General features: G+C 41.6%; 16 protein-coding genes. 9 read left to right on the top strand and 7 right to left on the bottom strand.

Annotated elements, in window-relative coordinates:
• Nucleotides 1–133: 133 nt before the first annotated feature.
• The 3 genes from ABU615_RS01495 to ABU615_RS01485 all read right to left on the bottom strand — a co-directional run bounded on the left by ABU615_RS01495 (nt 134) and on the right by ABU615_RS01485 (nt 3,518).
• The gene (locus tag ABU615_RS01495; protein ID WP_367488220.1) at nt 134–1,600 is read right to left on the bottom strand and encodes a hypothetical protein; all 1,467 of its coding nucleotides are present in this window, start codon (nt 1,598–1,600) and stop codon (nt 134–136) included.
• Between the two features lie 44 nt (nt 1,601–1,644).
• Nucleotides 1,645–2,685: a nucleoid-associated protein gene (locus tag ABU615_RS01490; protein ID WP_370389063.1), complete on the bottom strand. Its 1,041-nt coding sequence runs from the start codon at nt 2,683–2,685 to the stop codon at nt 1,645–1,647.
• Between the two features lie 116 nt (nt 2,686–2,801).
• Nucleotides 2,802–3,518, bottom strand: coding sequence for a helix-turn-helix transcriptional regulator (locus ABU615_RS01485; RefSeq protein ID WP_267390328.1), 717 nt, complete (start codon nt 3,516–3,518; stop codon nt 2,802–2,804).
• A 104-nt stretch (nt 3,519–3,622) separates the two neighbouring features.
• On the opposite strand from ABU615_RS01485, the gene ABU615_RS01480 reads away from it, so the two are divergent.
• Entirely contained in the window at nt 3,623–3,856 is a 234-nt protein-coding gene (locus ABU615_RS01480) for a hypothetical protein (protein ID WP_267390327.1), read from the top strand.
• A 290-nt stretch (nt 3,857–4,146) separates the two neighbouring features.
• Here ABU615_RS01480 and ABU615_RS01475 read toward each other — a convergent pair whose 3' ends face one another.
• Entirely contained in the window at nt 4,147–4,320 is a 174-nt protein-coding gene (locus ABU615_RS01475; RefSeq protein WP_370389062.1) for a hypothetical protein, read from the bottom strand.
• Between the two features lie 453 nt (nt 4,321–4,773).
• Here ABU615_RS01475 and ABU615_RS01470 point away from each other — a divergent pair, with 453 nt between their 5' ends.
• The gene (locus ABU615_RS01470; RefSeq protein ID WP_370389061.1) at nt 4,774–6,072 is read left to right on the top strand and encodes an AAA family ATPase; all 1,299 of its coding nucleotides are present in this window, start codon (nt 4,774–4,776) and stop codon (nt 6,070–6,072) included.
• 132 nt (nt 6,073–6,204) lie between these two features.
• Nucleotides 6,205–6,363 (top strand): hypothetical protein, encoded by a 159-nt coding sequence (locus tag ABU615_RS01465; protein ID WP_367488239.1) that lies wholly within the window; start codon nt 6,205–6,207, stop codon nt 6,361–6,363.
• Between the two features lie 49 nt (nt 6,364–6,412).
• Here the strand turns inward: ABU615_RS01465 and ABU615_RS01460 are convergent, their stop codons facing one another.
• Complete coding sequence (locus tag ABU615_RS01460; protein ID WP_370389060.1) at nt 6,413–6,556, bottom strand: hypothetical protein; 144 nt, start codon at nt 6,554–6,556, stop codon at nt 6,413–6,415.
• 124 nt (nt 6,557–6,680) lie between these two features.
• Between ABU615_RS01460 and ABU615_RS01455 the strand changes: the two genes are divergently transcribed.
• Nucleotides 6,681–7,097 (top strand): hypothetical protein, encoded by a 417-nt coding sequence (locus ABU615_RS01455; protein ID WP_370389059.1) that lies wholly within the window; start codon nt 6,681–6,683, stop codon nt 7,095–7,097.
• Nucleotides 7,098–7,628: 531 nt separating this feature from the next.
• Here ABU615_RS01455 and ABU615_RS01450 read toward each other — a convergent pair.
• The gene (locus ABU615_RS01450) at nt 7,629–7,976 is read right to left on the bottom strand and encodes a helix-turn-helix domain-containing protein (protein WP_370389058.1); all 348 of its coding nucleotides are present in this window, start codon (nt 7,974–7,976) and stop codon (nt 7,629–7,631) included.
• Complete coding sequence (locus ABU615_RS01445; RefSeq protein ID WP_367488248.1) at nt 7,960–8,208, bottom strand: type II toxin-antitoxin system RelE/ParE family toxin; 249 nt, start codon at nt 8,206–8,208, stop codon at nt 7,960–7,962. The genes ABU615_RS01450 and ABU615_RS01445 overlap by 17 nt, the downstream gene beginning before the upstream one ends.
• A 138-nt stretch (nt 8,209–8,346) precedes the next feature.
• Between ABU615_RS01445 and ABU615_RS01440 the strand changes: the two genes are divergently transcribed.
• The 5 genes from ABU615_RS01440 to ABU615_RS01420 are packed head-to-tail and all read left to right on the top strand — an operon-like array spanning nt 8,347 to nt 13,646.
• On the top strand, nt 8,347–8,868 hold the full coding sequence (locus ABU615_RS01440; RefSeq protein WP_367418461.1) for a terminase small subunit: 522 nt from the start codon (nt 8,347–8,349) through the stop codon (nt 8,866–8,868).
• Complete coding sequence (locus ABU615_RS01435; RefSeq protein ID WP_370389057.1) at nt 8,861–10,204, top strand: PBSX family phage terminase large subunit; 1,344 nt, start codon at nt 8,861–8,863, stop codon at nt 10,202–10,204. The genes ABU615_RS01440 and ABU615_RS01435 overlap by 8 nt, the downstream gene beginning before the upstream one ends.
• A complete protein-coding gene (locus ABU615_RS01430) occupies nt 10,201–11,757 on the top strand; it encodes a DUF1073 domain-containing protein (protein WP_370389056.1) in 1,557 nt (518 codons plus the stop codon). Before ABU615_RS01435 ends, ABU615_RS01430 begins: the two co-directional genes overlap by 4 nt.
• Entirely contained in the window at nt 11,708–12,517 is an 810-nt protein-coding gene (locus ABU615_RS01425; protein ID WP_370389055.1) for a phage minor head protein, read from the top strand. The genes ABU615_RS01430 and ABU615_RS01425 overlap by 50 nt, the downstream gene beginning before the upstream one ends.
• The gene (locus tag ABU615_RS01420; protein ID WP_267390318.1) at nt 12,507–13,646 is read left to right on the top strand and encodes a DUF2213 domain-containing protein; all 1,140 of its coding nucleotides are present in this window, start codon (nt 12,507–12,509) and stop codon (nt 13,644–13,646) included. Before ABU615_RS01425 ends, ABU615_RS01420 begins: the two co-directional genes overlap by 11 nt.

Here is a 13,646-nt window from a genome sequence, read left to right as displayed (position 1 = left end):
AAACAATTTGTTTAATTTTTGTTTAAAAAGGTATTAATTTATTGAAATAAAAGCATAATAATTTTTGAGTAGGGATCAGTAAGCAATAAAAAAGCCACAACCGATGTTGTGGTTATTATAAGAGAAGTACAATTTATAATATGTCTTTGTATATACAAGCTAAAATGATGATCAAGAATGCTAAGCAAGAAATCCAAAGCAACGTATATTTCCTTACTTTTTTTTCAATATATTCTAATTCCTTTTTTTCTGGCGTTAAACCATCTAAATTAGAAGAACCAATAATTTTCTTAATATCATTAATATTTAAGAGGTCTTTGTACCTATTTTCAATTTCTAAATATCGTTTGCTTAGCCTCTGTTTTTCATCATGTACTTCTGATAATGCAAATTTTAAAAAGATTAGTGATAGTACAATTAAAAATACACCCACTACTATCACAGTATAATGATAGCTTTCATTTGATTTATCGAAACTTTTAACTAAAATTGCTGTTGCAAAGAAACTCAAAATTGTCCAGAGATTTGATTTTAAGATATTGAACATATCCTTGGTGATTTGACCAGCTTTTTCTGATTGTGAAAGAAGCATATCAGATATTTTATTTTTTATTTCAATATACTGTTTAACATTATCTTTTAAGTATAGATCATAACCAGATTGAGCAGATAATAAAGTTCCTGATTCAAGTGTATTGATATTCTCTTGCTGCATATGAATCGGGATGACGTTTCTAAGTATGCCAATTTTATCTATGAAAGAACCTCCCTCATAAGCCCATTTGTACATAGACCATAATTCATTTCCGACATCAAAGCTTAATTGTTCGCTTAGCTTTCCATTTATTGTTTTATAACCTTTTATGCAATAATCTACTTCATTATCTTTAATTCTTGAATAATCACTTAGAAAAACTAAAGATAAAACATTCCTTAAATTATTAAAATAAGCGGCTAATGGGCAATCATTAATAGCAAAATTAAAGGAATCTGGAATAAGTGTGATATCACACGCATTGACAAAATGACTAATTTTGTCCCTATTTTCAATCTTAATCTGGTCTATAGCTTTTTTGTTATCTATACCGGTTTCACTATAGTGAATAAAAGAGAAAAAATCATTTTCAATATTAAATTTTTGGTCCCAAACATTTATGGTTGCGGAAAAATTATTTTTAATAAGTGTGGACCATTCTTTCAATGCTTTGTCAAGAGGAGTTCCATTTAGATAGGTGTGAAACCATTCCCATGAAAAAATGTTTATATTTGACTCATTCGAATTAATAGATATATTGAATTTAAAATCTGATGATAGTGGTGTTTCTTGATCATGTTCTTCTAATAAATCTCGTATTTGTATTTCTAGGTCTTCTTTGGGCATATTATTTGTTAATCTAGTGCTACCATCTTCTCCTAACCCAATTTCTAATATAAATCCTTTATCAATTGTTAAAGAAATAACTTGGTACACGTCTAAAAATATATTGTTATTTAAAGACGTAACAATTCCTTCAATTCTGCACCATCTAAAATTATGGCTAGCAGAATTAATTATAGTTTCACCGATTGCTGATAATAACCGCTCTACAAAACTATTCATTTCATATAATAATCATTTTGTATCATTATATTTTAAATCCGTCTTTACTTTAATAGACTATACCCAACTTCAGAATAAATTTTAACATATCTACCACCAGCATCATCGCCCACCCCCAAAACAGTTCTTAAATTATCTATATCTCCTTTTATTATTAAATCGAAATTATCATCAATAACCATCTTGTTTTGAAGTTTAGCTTTAACTTCTGTAGTGTCAATATCAAATTGTGTATCAAATGACTTTGCGCTTTTTGGTAGTTCCTGAAAATTTAATAATAGACTGTTAAATTCTAAACCTAATTCATTGCTGACTGGTTCATAATTTTGTAAATCAGATACCAAATTATTAAATTCAAATGAATCTTTTCTAAAATCTAAAATTACTTTATTGCGTAGGAAGTAATAATCTTGTTTAGATATAGGTTTTATTTTCTTTTTTAAAAAATTATCGATGGCTACAAAAGCATTCTTTGTATTTTGTTTATTTTTATTCACAGGTTCTGACTGAAGAAATGTATATCGCCAGTACTCTGTAATTTTTGAATTGGTGTCTGAAAGTAATAATGAAGTTATTGCGTTTGAACTGTTAAAGGTTGTAATAGCTACTTTTTGTACTCTGGTATTAATCGGTAAACCAGCTTGAATATCTAAGACTTCACTCAAAAACTGATTAGTATCAATTTTTATAAGGGCAATTTTTGGCTCATTATTATAAGTAAAATGAGCTTGTAGTAGACTTCCTTTTCTGAGTCCTTTTAAGTTCACAACTTTATCATTCACCATGACTTCAATTGAAAATAATTTCACTGCGATTTTTTCGGTCAATTCTTCCCAAACATTAGGGTCTTGATTAATTAATTTTAAATAATGAGGAACTAATTCATCTTCATTGCTAAATTTATAATATTGACCTCTGATGTTAGATTGGCGATCAGGTGGGGTATATATATCTGTTATTACTTTTTTTGTATAGAATAATAAACCTTCTTCTTTAATGATTTGGCCATCAATAATACGTCTTTGTACGTTGTTATTTTCAATATCAATATCATGTATCGAAACATTAATTAATTTTATATCCATAATAACTCCTTTTATACTTAAAATTTATAATAAAAATTATTAAATCTGAAATTCTTGTTATGAATTAATGTTTATTAGATAACTGGTAAGAACAGTCTGCCAAAAAATTTATAACCTTATAGCTCACGCATATTGAATGGAAGTACACGAATAAATTTAGCTGCAATACGCATTCGTTCTTCCATTTCTGGGGTTATATAGAATGGCTCATAAACAGTGTTATCTGAAATTGCAATGATTTTCCCGGGAACCCTTTGCAGCCGCTTAATATAAGCCTCACCATCTAAAACGAAAGCATAAATTCCATCACCTTGAAATTCATTTATATTACTATCCACGAACGCTATGGCTCTGTTTGGCAGCGTTGGTTCCATACTGTCGCCTTTTATCGTCACCAACTGAATTCCAGGCATTGCTTTACTTCGCCCGAACCATTCTAAGAATTCATTTTTTGGAATATTTATACTGCGGATAAAATCCGGATAGTTTGCATTGTTAATACCTGGACCACAAGAAACCTCAATATCAAATTGATCAATAGTAATGAAGTCCTCATTAGTTGATTCATCTTTGTTTTCATTATTAAAAGATTCTAAATTTAATTTAGTAGCATCACTTACTAATTGCATATTGCCTTCCCCTGTTTCCAGCCAGAGAGCCGAAACACCAATAATTTGCTGGGCCTTTAGTAATCCTTCTTTTGACATCCCGCGTGACTCCCAGTTTTTTACAGTCTGAGGTGACGTGTTGAATGCCCTTGCGATTTGTGAAGGATTTGTCAGGCCTTTTAATTCTTTAGCCGCCTGATAGAGCCGTGCAGTTGTATTTTCCATGTGTGTATTTTCTAATATTTAAACATTTTGTTGTTAAACACAATGTTTGACTTTTAATTAAACATAGTGTTTAATTATAGAAATACGCCCTCTGGGAAAACAAAATGGATGATAAACAAATAATTTTTTTATTAGGCGGGCCTACCAAAGTATCTGATTTATTAGGTTACTCAAAAAAAAAAGGACCACAGCGAGTCTGGAACTGGACAGTTAGAGGCATTCCAGCTCAAGTTAAATTAGATAATCCTGAATTATTTAAACAAAACAATCAGTTTAATTGTCGCCCAGAAATACGCTGGCTAGTGTTAAACGGAAGCAGTGAAGAAGACAACCAATAATTCAGGCCAAATATTTCTTTCTTATAGGCAGTTGATTAAAGCGAATGAGTATTTTTGAAAAAAACTTTCATAACTCTCAAGAGCATTGCACTTAACTTTGCTATTGACCAATTCTTTTTACACTTGAGCGCAGTAACTAGATAAGTTTCCCTTATTTTACCGCCTGCCAAACGCGGTTACCTGTGCTCATAGAGCAGTGCACCAGCCCAGAACAGGTCTGGGGGTTTGGCGACTAATGGTGTACTGCTCTATGAGCTGAAAGAAACAGAATGCAACAGCTACCTAAATTATTAAGAGCCAAACGCCAATGGCTTATCTGGAAATATCACAAGGTTGAGGGCGGCAAACCCCGCAAGATACCTTACTACGTTTCCGGACGTCGTCGTAGAGGGCGTCAAGGTTGTCAGGCTGATATGAATCAGCTGGCTAGCTTTGAGGAAGCTGTTGCTTCGTGTAAGCGGCATAAAGCTGCGGGTATCGGTTTTGCACTGACGCCTAACTGTGACATCGTTGCCTTAGATTTTGACAATTGTGTTGATGCCGATGGCGGTATTAATCCTAAAGTCGAAGAACTGGTCTCAGGAACATATGCGGAGTTTTCTCCTAGTAAAAAGGGCGTACGTGCTTTTTTTCAAGGGAATATAGGCAACGCTAAAGATCTTACCGGTGATTTCGGTTTTGAAGTGTTTTCCACTTCAGGCTTTGTAACGGTGACGCAAGACGTGTTGCCCTTATGTGCCCTTATAGGCTCCGATGCGCAAATCGCGCCGGTCAGCAAGGATGTTATTGAGTATTGCGATATTCGTTTTAAGCAACGTCGAACAGAGCAATCCGATGAACCTTTAATGGCGGTTGAACCTGTTGTTGGCTTAAGCGAGAACCAGCTTGAAGAGATTTTACAGGCGCTTGACCCTAGTATGCCGTACCCGGAATGGATCAATGTCGGTATGGCCCTGCATCATGAAACTGAGGCGGAAGGATTCCACCTGTGGGATGAGTGGTCAAGCCAAGCAGATAATTATCCGGGCAGTGAGGAATTGTTGCATCACTGGACAAGTTTCGGCAACAACAAAGGCGCCCCTGTAACGGCCAGATTGCTTTTAAAACTGGCTAAAGAATCGGGTGTACATGTTGACCCTGACATAGCGTCAGCCAGTGAATTTGAGTGTATCAAGGAAGAGGATGACAGCGCAGATGCTCGATTCGCTGTTGTTGACGCTGAAAACTTTGCAGACTGTAGCCCGACGCCATGGTTAATTAAAGGTGTTTTGCCTAAAGCAGATTTGGGGGTTGTGTTTGGTGAATCTGGCTCCGGTAAATCCTTTTTTGTATCGGATATGGCCCTATCCCTCGCACGCGGCAAAAGCTGGCGGGGGCACAAAGTTAGGCCTAGCAGGGTTGTTTATTTAGCAGCCGAAGGTAGTAGCGGATTTCGTAAGCGTCTGAAGGCTTACGAGCTGCATCATAAGATAAGTCTAGCTGGTGTCCCTTTTGGAGTAATCCCTGTTGCCCCTAACTTTCTCATGAAAGTGGATGCGCTGGATGTGGCCAAGGCCATTATAGCTTGGGGTGGCGCGGATTTAGTGGTTATTGATACGTTTGCGCAGGTAACGCCAGGCGCGAATGAAAACGCGGGTGAAGATGTAGGTAAAGCTTTAGCCCATTTTCGTGGGCTTAATCGTGCCTTAGGTGCGATGGTGCTACTTGTTCACCATAGTGGCAAAGACACAAGTAAAGGTGCTCGCGGCTGGTCTGGCTTACGTGCCGCTGCAGATATGGAGCTTGAGGTAATTAGGACCGAGTCAGGACGGGTTACCCGCGTTACCAAACAGAAAGACGGTGACGATCATGGAGAGTTTGGTTTTGAGCTAGAGGTTGTACCTTTGGGGCTGGATGAGGATGCAGACATTATCACATCCTGCGTTGTTGTTGAGGCCGGCATTCCTGCCGATCTTAATGGCACTGCTAAAGCGAATAAGGGCGCCAGTACTGGGAAATGGACAAGCACCGTTATCTCCGTTGTTAACGAGTTTGGTCTGGCTCAATCTGCGGGTATCGAAGTCGAAGCGGTGATCGCGGAGTGTTTGGCGCGCACAGAGGCGCCTGCGGGTAAGCGAGATACGCGCAAGCAACACATACGACGCGCTTTAAAAGCTTTATGTACGGGGGATGACGCCCCTTACTTTGAAGAGAATGGATGTTTGGAAATCCTATAAAGCCTTGTTGATGCGAATGGCAGTGAGCATTCCCGGTTTGTAGCAATAAAGGTTATATGGCTATGGCTTATTGTGTATGACGGTGGCAGAGCTACGGTATGCAGAAAGCTGAGTTGATTTAGTAGGACACAAATGACAGTGGGAATTCCCGATTTGTGGCGCTCACATGACAGCGCAGAGGCGAGGTGTGAGTGGGTTGCACCACTTAAGGTGGTGCGTGGTGCAGTAAGTGGTGCAGTAAGTGGTGCAGTAAGTGGTGCAGTAAGTGGTGCAGTAAGTGGTAAATCCTAAAACGTGCGGGGTGGTGGTGCACGAGTGGTGCAGATAAAAAGCTTATAAATCATTTATTTAATAGCTTTGCACCATTTGAAGTGGTGCATGGTGCATTAAGTGGTGCAGTTTTTCCGGCAAATCGTGATTTTGCACCAGCAACTGCACCACCTGCCCCCTCTCCCCCTATAGGGGGAGGGGTTGAGTGGTGCATGGTGCAAACGATGCCCCGCGGTTTGGAAATTCGATTTACCCCTGGTTGGTGATTCGCCAAGCAGCCGAACGAGCGAAAACACCCTGGTTGATGTGATTTTAACCGCGGGCAGGAGATACACTGGATGGTTAGTAAAAGCGAAATAGACACAGCGGAAAACGTCATAAAAACGTACGAACGCGCAATGCGAGATATCGTAAAACAAGGGCATTGCTTAAGCGTTGAGTGGCGCTACAAAAACGATAGCGAGAACGCTAAAAAGCCAAAAGTTTATGCTATGCGTTTTCAGCCTGAAGTGTTTGACATGGTTAAAGACGTACTGCGTAGCATGTCTGAAAAAGAGCGCAAAGCGTTTGCTATCCTGCGTACACAATACGGGTACACAAGCCCGTATTTTAAGCGCCCGCCACGGTCTGCACTGCAGCGAAATCAGCGCATAAGAAACAATAGCGCATCGTGGTGCAGAGAGGTCGAAGCGGCATTAAGTATATTTTGGGAATATATGCAGAAACAGGACAAATTTAGGCATTTCTTTGGCTAAGGTCTTGCTCTTCAACACATAAACAGTTACGATGTAATTTACAGTATAGGTATGCTTCCCTTGTAAAAGCACCGGTCATTGCCTTTTCTTTAGTTGGCGGTTAAGTCGCGTCTAAAGAAAAGGCAAATAAATTTGTAAAGTTAAATATTTACCCACCATTTTCGGTGGGTTTTTTATTGTTTAAGCCGTAAAACCCCACCCTAAAGGACGGGGAGGATGTCAAAGGGTATCATCATTTTGATGACTCCCACTTTTCATACATTGGGCGAAGTTGGCCTTTAACATCAATATATTCAACCAATCCAAAATTGGGTTGGTTAAGGGAATCAGGTATTTGTTTAGCGTTGATTGTCATTACCCAGCCGAAGAGTTTTTTCAAGGGAAGCACACCATTTTGTAATTTTTGACGTCTTTCCCAGTTGTTGTGATATCTCCCACAACTGAATCCATGTTCGCAACCGTTGCGAAGATCACAACGGTTGAATTAAATCTTTGTTTTATTTTTGAATCTCTTACCTTGGCTAGGGAGGTTTAAGGACGCAAATCTAACTGGGTTTCATTAATACCGAGTGCGGTCGCGAGTTTAATCCTAGTGGCTTTTCGGGGGCGGTCGGATGATTCCAGTTGTGAATAAGCTGATTGAGAAATACCCAACCTATTTGCGCATTCGTTTTGGGTTAGTCCTAAATATTCCCGCCATGCACGAGCGGCGGAGTATTGTTTGTCAAAAAGTAGGTCCACTACTTCACTCGGGACTCCGTCAGTAAGATTAATTTTAGATTGATTGGTTAATTGCAAAAATTTTTCGTAAGGAACTAAAACATATTCAGGAAGCCCTGAACGGTTGTTGATGATTTGATAATTAGTAGGTACGGTCATCGCGCTTTTTCACCTCCTCAATAGAAACAATACTAATGTCGCCATCGTAATTAAACAGCACACGATAATTGCCAACCCTAAGTCTGTAATCATACTGATGATTACTGAGCCTCTTAACATTGATGCAATCTGGCATATTAGATAGATTGGCAATTTTTTCCCTGATAACTTTTTGTGTAGGGATTTTGCTAAGTTGCTTAATGGCTTTAGGTTGGTAAATTATCTTATTCATAAGTATATTATAAGTTAAATATAAGTTATTTGCAATATTTTATAAGTTTTGTTAGATGCATTAAATAACTCTTAGTCCCATGCGCTTGCATGGGCTTTTTTTATGGAGTTCGCTATGACGGATAGAGGCAACTCCGCCATGGGCGGATTGACTGAAAAGCAAAAGAGATTCGTACAGGAGTATCCGAAAGATTTAAACGCTACACAGGCCGCCATTAGGTCAGGGTATAGCGAGCGAACGGCTAGCGCAGTAGGTTACGAAAACCTCAGAAAACCTCAAATTAAAAAAGCGCTAGCCGAGGCGATGCAGCAACGATGCGAGCGTACAAAAATTGATGCCGATTATGTATTAAAGCGCCTAGTTGAAATTGACCAAATGGATATCGCAGATATTCTCGCAGCGGACGGCTCTTTATTGCCGGTCACCTCATGGCCGAAGGTGTGGAGAACTACGCTAAGCGGTATGGATGTGCAGACTTTAGGCAGCAGGGCTGATCTGAACATTCTTAAAAAGGTCAAATGGCCCGATAAAGTTAAAAATCTTGAGCTGTTAGGTAAGCACGTAACGGTACAGGCATTTAACGAAAAATCGTCTGTCTCAGGAGAGATAACGATTGAGACACGACCGATTAGCGCTATTTTCGAGCAAGCTGATGATTAGCAAGCATTTTGCACCTTTTGCCAAGCCGGCACGTTACAAGGTGGCTTACGGCGGCCGTGGCTCCAGTAAGTCGTGGACGTTTGCCGAGATGGCTATTGAGGTAGCAAGGCGGACTAAAACCACCATACCTTGTGTTCGTGAGCTGCAGCTTTCTATTGCAGATTCAGTTCATAAACTACTTTCTAATACTATATCCCGGTTGGGTTATGATGACGAATTTGATGTTCTGAAATCAACCATTATTCACCGCGGCACAGGTACGAATTTTATTTTTTTCGGGATTAAGAATGACCCCGGCAAGATTAAATCACTTGAAGGGGCGGGTGTCTGTTGGGTTGAGGAGGCTGAAAGCATCACTAAGGAGATGTGGGATACATTAATTCCAACCATTAGGACGCCCGGAAGTGAAATATGGGTTTCCTATAACCCTAAAAATATACTGGATGATACCCATCAGCGCTTCGTTATTCATCCGCCATCAAATGCAATAGTTATTAAGGCCAACTATTACGACAACCCTTATTTTCCTGCAGTTCTTGAAGGGGAAATGCTGGCGTGTAAGGAGCGGGATTATGAATTGTATCGGCACATATGGTTAGGTGAGCCGGTAGCGGATAGCGAGATGGCGATTATCAAACCTGCATGGATTGAGGCAGCCACTGATGCCCACACCCGTCTTGGTATCCCCGTTACTGGGCAACGCATATTAGGCTTTGACGTTGCTGATGAGGGAGAAGACGCTAACGCAACGATTGGGCGTCACGGCTCTATTGTGTTCAGTATGGATGAATGGCGTGGGCAAGACGTTATTTATTCTGCGGATAAAGTCTATCAGGATGCGTTGGAAGCCAATATTGAAAGGGTTGTATTTGACAGTATTGGGGTAGGTGCTGGCGTCAAAGCGCAATTCAGCCGCAAGAAAGGGCGTATACAGACGGTAGGATTTAATGCCGGCGGTAAGGTTTACAAGCCGGATACGCTTTATTTACCTGCAAAAAAAAATAAAGACATGTTTGCCAACATCAAAGCGCAAGCTTGGTGGGCTGTTAGAGATAGGTTTTATAAAACATGGCGATCAGTCGAAAAGGGTGACAAATACCCCGTTGACGAGCTTATTAGCCTAGATGGGGGTATTAAGGATATTGAATATCTCAAAGCCGAGCTAAGCCGCCCTCAGGTCGATTACGACGGCAACGGACGGGTAAAGGTGGAAAGCAAAAAGGATATGAAAAAACGTGGCATTCCCTCGCCTAACAGAGCAGACGCCCTGATTATGGCCTTTGCTCCGGTATCAAGCGGGTTGAATATCAATCCTAACATCTTGAATGGATTATGATGAAATTCTGGAAGCATAACAAAATCAAAGCGCGCGAGCTGGAGGCCTTGGAAGAGGCAAACCGGCTCAAAAAGGCTGAAATTGATGCTGCATGCCGGCGCAATCAATTAAGTGACCGGATGATGACGCTGATTTATGAAATGCAGGCTAAAAGCGGCGTTCAGACTACAGGCTATCAGATGGCAGATATCCCTGCAGGTGTTGTGCCGGCTGGAAGGCGGCCTGCTATTGCACAGGACAGCAACTTAATATCGAGTGTCTATGACCCGAACATGCCGCATTTCTATCCAAGCTTTATCGGCTACCCAGCTTTGGCCAATATGTCACAATCGACCGATTATCGCTGTGTTTATGAGGCTACGGCACAGGAGATGACCAGAACATGGGGTGAGGTTAAGGTGGCTAACGATGGCGATGATAAGACGTACGACGATAAGCTAAGGCGCATTGAGGCGCGCATGAAAGAGCTAAATGTCAGAGACTTGATGCGCCGGCATATTGAGAACGAAATGATCTTCGGGCGTTCCCAGCTGTTTATCAAAATTAAGGGGCATGAAAGCAAGAAGGACATCCCCTTGCTAATGAACAGTGTAGCGCTTGGCAAAGGTTGCCTGAAAGAGCTGGTATTGGTTGAGCCCATATGGACAACACCAAGTTTCTATAACGCTAATGATGCTACTGCTCCGGATTTTTTCAAGCCGTCTAAATGGTTTGTTATGGGGGAAGAGGTGCACAATGACCGGCTATTAACTTTGGTTATGCGGCCAGTGCCGGATATGCTCAAGCCAGCGTATAACTTTGGCGGCATCTCCATGTTGCAGCTGATGCAGCCGTACGTAGAACGTTGGCAACGAACCGTCGACAGCGTATCCGATTTGATTTACTCATTTTCGTTAACCGGCATTAAAACGGATATGAGCAACACGCTAGCGGGGGGTGAAGATGGCGTAACCCAACTTCTATTGCGGTCAAAGCTGTTTGCGCAATTGCGGGGTAACCAAAATCTAATGCTTTTGGACAAGGACGCAGAAGAGTTCTTTCAGTTCAACACCCCTTTATCTACCTTGGATAATTTGCTGCAAAAGGCACAAGAGCAGATGGCCGCACCGAGTCGCACACCGCTGGTTAAGTTACTGGGCATCACCCCAAGCGGCCTTAATGCCAGTAGTGATGGTGAGATTCAGGTATACCATGAGTACATTTCAGGTATGCAGGAGTCCTATTTATTGCCACAGCTAACCACTGTTTTAAAGCTCATACAACTTGATTTATTCGGTGAAATTGATCCGCAGATTGTATTCACGTTTAATCCGTTGGAACAGTTGAATGACGAACAGATGGCCAATACCGATAAAGTTAAGGCCGAAAGAGACAGCGCCTTTATTAATGCTGGTGTGCTTTCACAGGAAGAGGTGCGCGCCCGCCTGGCTAAAGATGAGGATGGTGACTATTCGGGCATTGATGCGGAAGATGTGCCGGAGCCGCCAGAATGGGGTTTAAGTAATGGCGATAATCAGAAAGAAGCCGGATACGCTACAAGCAATCTGGCCTAATACCGGCATCAGAAAAAGCTATAAAAAAGCCATTATTAGCTTACTGAACGAAATGGAAAGGGATATCCGCCAAACACTGGTAACCGAATTTCGCCGGCAGGCCGAGCACGAAAAAGCGGATATGGCTATGGATGGCGTAGCTGATTGGGTGGCACATGTTGCAGATTATCTTTCTACCACTTGGTCGAAAAGGTTAAACAATTTAGTGCCAGAAATCGTGGAAGCATTCGTCAGTAAAACCATTACAAATTATGAAAGCCAATTAAAAGCACAAATGCGTAAAGCGGGCTTTACGGTACGCTTTCAGGTTACCCCGTTTCAGCGTGATGCGTTGCAGGCCGCCGTAGAAAACAATGTGGGGCTGATTAAGTCTATTGGGTCGCAATATCTGGAGAGCGTACAAAGTCAGGTTTGGCAATGTATTACTAATGGATATGACCTTTCCACATTATCAAAAGAGCTGAAAAAACACTATGAAATTTCTGTGCGCAGAGCAGATTTAATTGCCAGAGATCAAGGGGCGAAAGCCCATGCGGCTATTGAGAAAGCCAAACGGCAAGAATTGGGCATTACAAAAGCCATATGGCTGCATTCGCACGCGAGCGGAAAACCCAGACCATCTCACCTAAAGGCAAACGGCAAGGTGTTTGACGTGAATAAAGGCATGTATCTGGATGGGGAATGGGTGCAGCCCGGTGAGCTGATTAACTGCAGGTGTGTTAGCCGAAGCATAATCGATGGAGTAACAGATGGCGGATAAAGCAATAGCAATGGACAAGTCCATGCGCTTATTTGATGGGAACGGGCATTTAATCGTAGAGCGAACGATTATTACCAAAGCAGCGGTCAACCCATATTTAGGGCATGAAATTCCAAATTATGAACGTTTAGGGCTGGAACCGGAGCGGATATACCATCTTTTACGGGACAGGGAGGAGCTTAAAAAAGCCCTCCCTTCTTTTAATGGAATTCAGTTACTGCTGAAGCATACTCCCGTAAGCGCGGAAGAACCGCATAACGAAATCACGGTTGGAACAGTTATCGCGCCTGAAATGGACGGTGACGTGGTGTATGCCAGCTTACGCATTTTTGACAAGGACGCGATTGCACTGATTGAAAGTGAAAAGCTTAACGAGTTGTCGTCCGGATACGCATATACGGCCGACATGACGGCGGGCGAGTTTAAAGGACAAAAATATGATGGCGTTATGAGACAGATTCACGGCAATCATGTTGCGATGGTTGAGCACGGGCGGATAGGGAAAGATGCCATTATTGCAGACAGTTTACCAACACAAATGGAGTTTTTGATGAAGCTAAAGAATGGAGCACTAAGCCAAATCGCTGATGCGGTTAAAACCTCTCTTGGCATGGATAGTGATATTCCTGCTGAAGCACTGGGGAAAATCACAAAAGCAGTACTAGACAATGCTTTACCGGATGACCCAAAAGGCAAGGATGAGGCGCCGGAAAAAGACGGTAAGGCCGAAGACGAGGAAGAGGTACAGGAATCCACACAAAAAGCGCAGGACGAAGAGGAGGAATCGAAAGACCCGCCTAAAGCCAAAGACGAGGAGTCAGAATCTAAAGAAAAAGACAAGCCGGCTATGGATGCGGACACCATCCGTGCGGAAGTAGCAGCCCAGCTGAATGCGTTGTGGCAGGCACGTAAAGAAGTCGAACCGTTAGTCGGCATGGTTGCCATGGATAGCGCAGAGGCGGTTTATGCATACGCATTGCAGCAGAAAGGAGTCAGTACAAAAGGTGTACACCCGAGCGCTTATAAGTCAATGGTACAAATGCTGCTTGATAACAACGGCAAATCTGCTCTGGCAATGGATGGTTGTTCTTACAGCGAAAGCGACAGTTATACCGATCGTTTCAAATAA

The sequence above is a fragment of the Snodgrassella alvi genome (assembly GCF_040741455.2).
Lineage (GTDB): Bacteria > Pseudomonadota > Gammaproteobacteria > Burkholderiales > Neisseriaceae > Snodgrassella > Snodgrassella alvi_E.
This window is presented reverse-complemented; position numbering and strand designations above follow the sequence as displayed.

Coding starts and splice junctions, on each gene's coding strand:
- ABU615_RS01460 (WP_370389060.1), bottom strand. CDS start 6,556: ATGCACCACTCAACCCCTCCCCCTATAGGGGGAGAGGGGGCAGGTGGT.
- ABU615_RS01465 (WP_367488239.1), top strand. CDS start 6,205: ATGACAGTGGGAATTCCCGATTTGTGGCGCTCACATGACAGCGCAGAG.
- ABU615_RS01490 (WP_370389063.1), bottom strand. CDS start 2,685: ATGGATATAAAATTAATTAATGTTTCGATACATGATATTGATATTGAA.
- ABU615_RS01475 (WP_370389062.1), bottom strand. CDS start 4,320: ATGCCGCTTACACGAAGCAACAGCTTCCTCAAAGCTAGCCAGCTGATT.
- ABU615_RS01470 (WP_370389061.1), top strand. CDS start 4,774: ATGCCGTACCCGGAATGGATCAATGTCGGTATGGCCCTGCATCATGAA.
- ABU615_RS01450 (WP_370389058.1), bottom strand. CDS start 7,976: ATGACCGTACCTACTAATTATCAAATCATCAACAACCGTTCAGGGCTT.
- ABU615_RS01445 (WP_367488248.1), bottom strand. CDS start 8,208: ATGAATAAGATAATTTACCAACCTAAAGCCATTAAGCAACTTAGCAAA.
- ABU615_RS01430 (WP_370389056.1), top strand. CDS start 10,201: ATGATGAAATTCTGGAAGCATAACAAAATCAAAGCGCGCGAGCTGGAG.
- ABU615_RS01480 (WP_267390327.1), top strand. CDS start 3,623: ATGGATGATAAACAAATAATTTTTTTATTAGGCGGGCCTACCAAAGTA.
- ABU615_RS01495 (WP_367488220.1), bottom strand. CDS start 1,600: ATGAATAGTTTTGTAGAGCGGTTATTATCAGCAATCGGTGAAACTATA.
- ABU615_RS01485 (WP_267390328.1), bottom strand. CDS start 3,518: ATGGAAAATACAACTGCACGGCTCTATCAGGCGGCTAAAGAATTAAAA.
- ABU615_RS01440 (WP_367418461.1), top strand. CDS start 8,347: ATGGGCGGATTGACTGAAAAGCAAAAGAGATTCGTACAGGAGTATCCG.
- ABU615_RS01435 (WP_370389057.1), top strand. CDS start 8,861: ATGATTAGCAAGCATTTTGCACCTTTTGCCAAGCCGGCACGTTACAAG.
- ABU615_RS01420 (WP_267390318.1), top strand. CDS start 12,507: ATGGCGGATAAAGCAATAGCAATGGACAAGTCCATGCGCTTATTTGAT.
- ABU615_RS01425 (WP_370389055.1), top strand. CDS start 11,708: ATGGCGATAATCAGAAAGAAGCCGGATACGCTACAAGCAATCTGGCCT.
- ABU615_RS01455 (WP_370389059.1), top strand. CDS start 6,681: ATGGTTAGTAAAAGCGAAATAGACACAGCGGAAAACGTCATAAAAACG.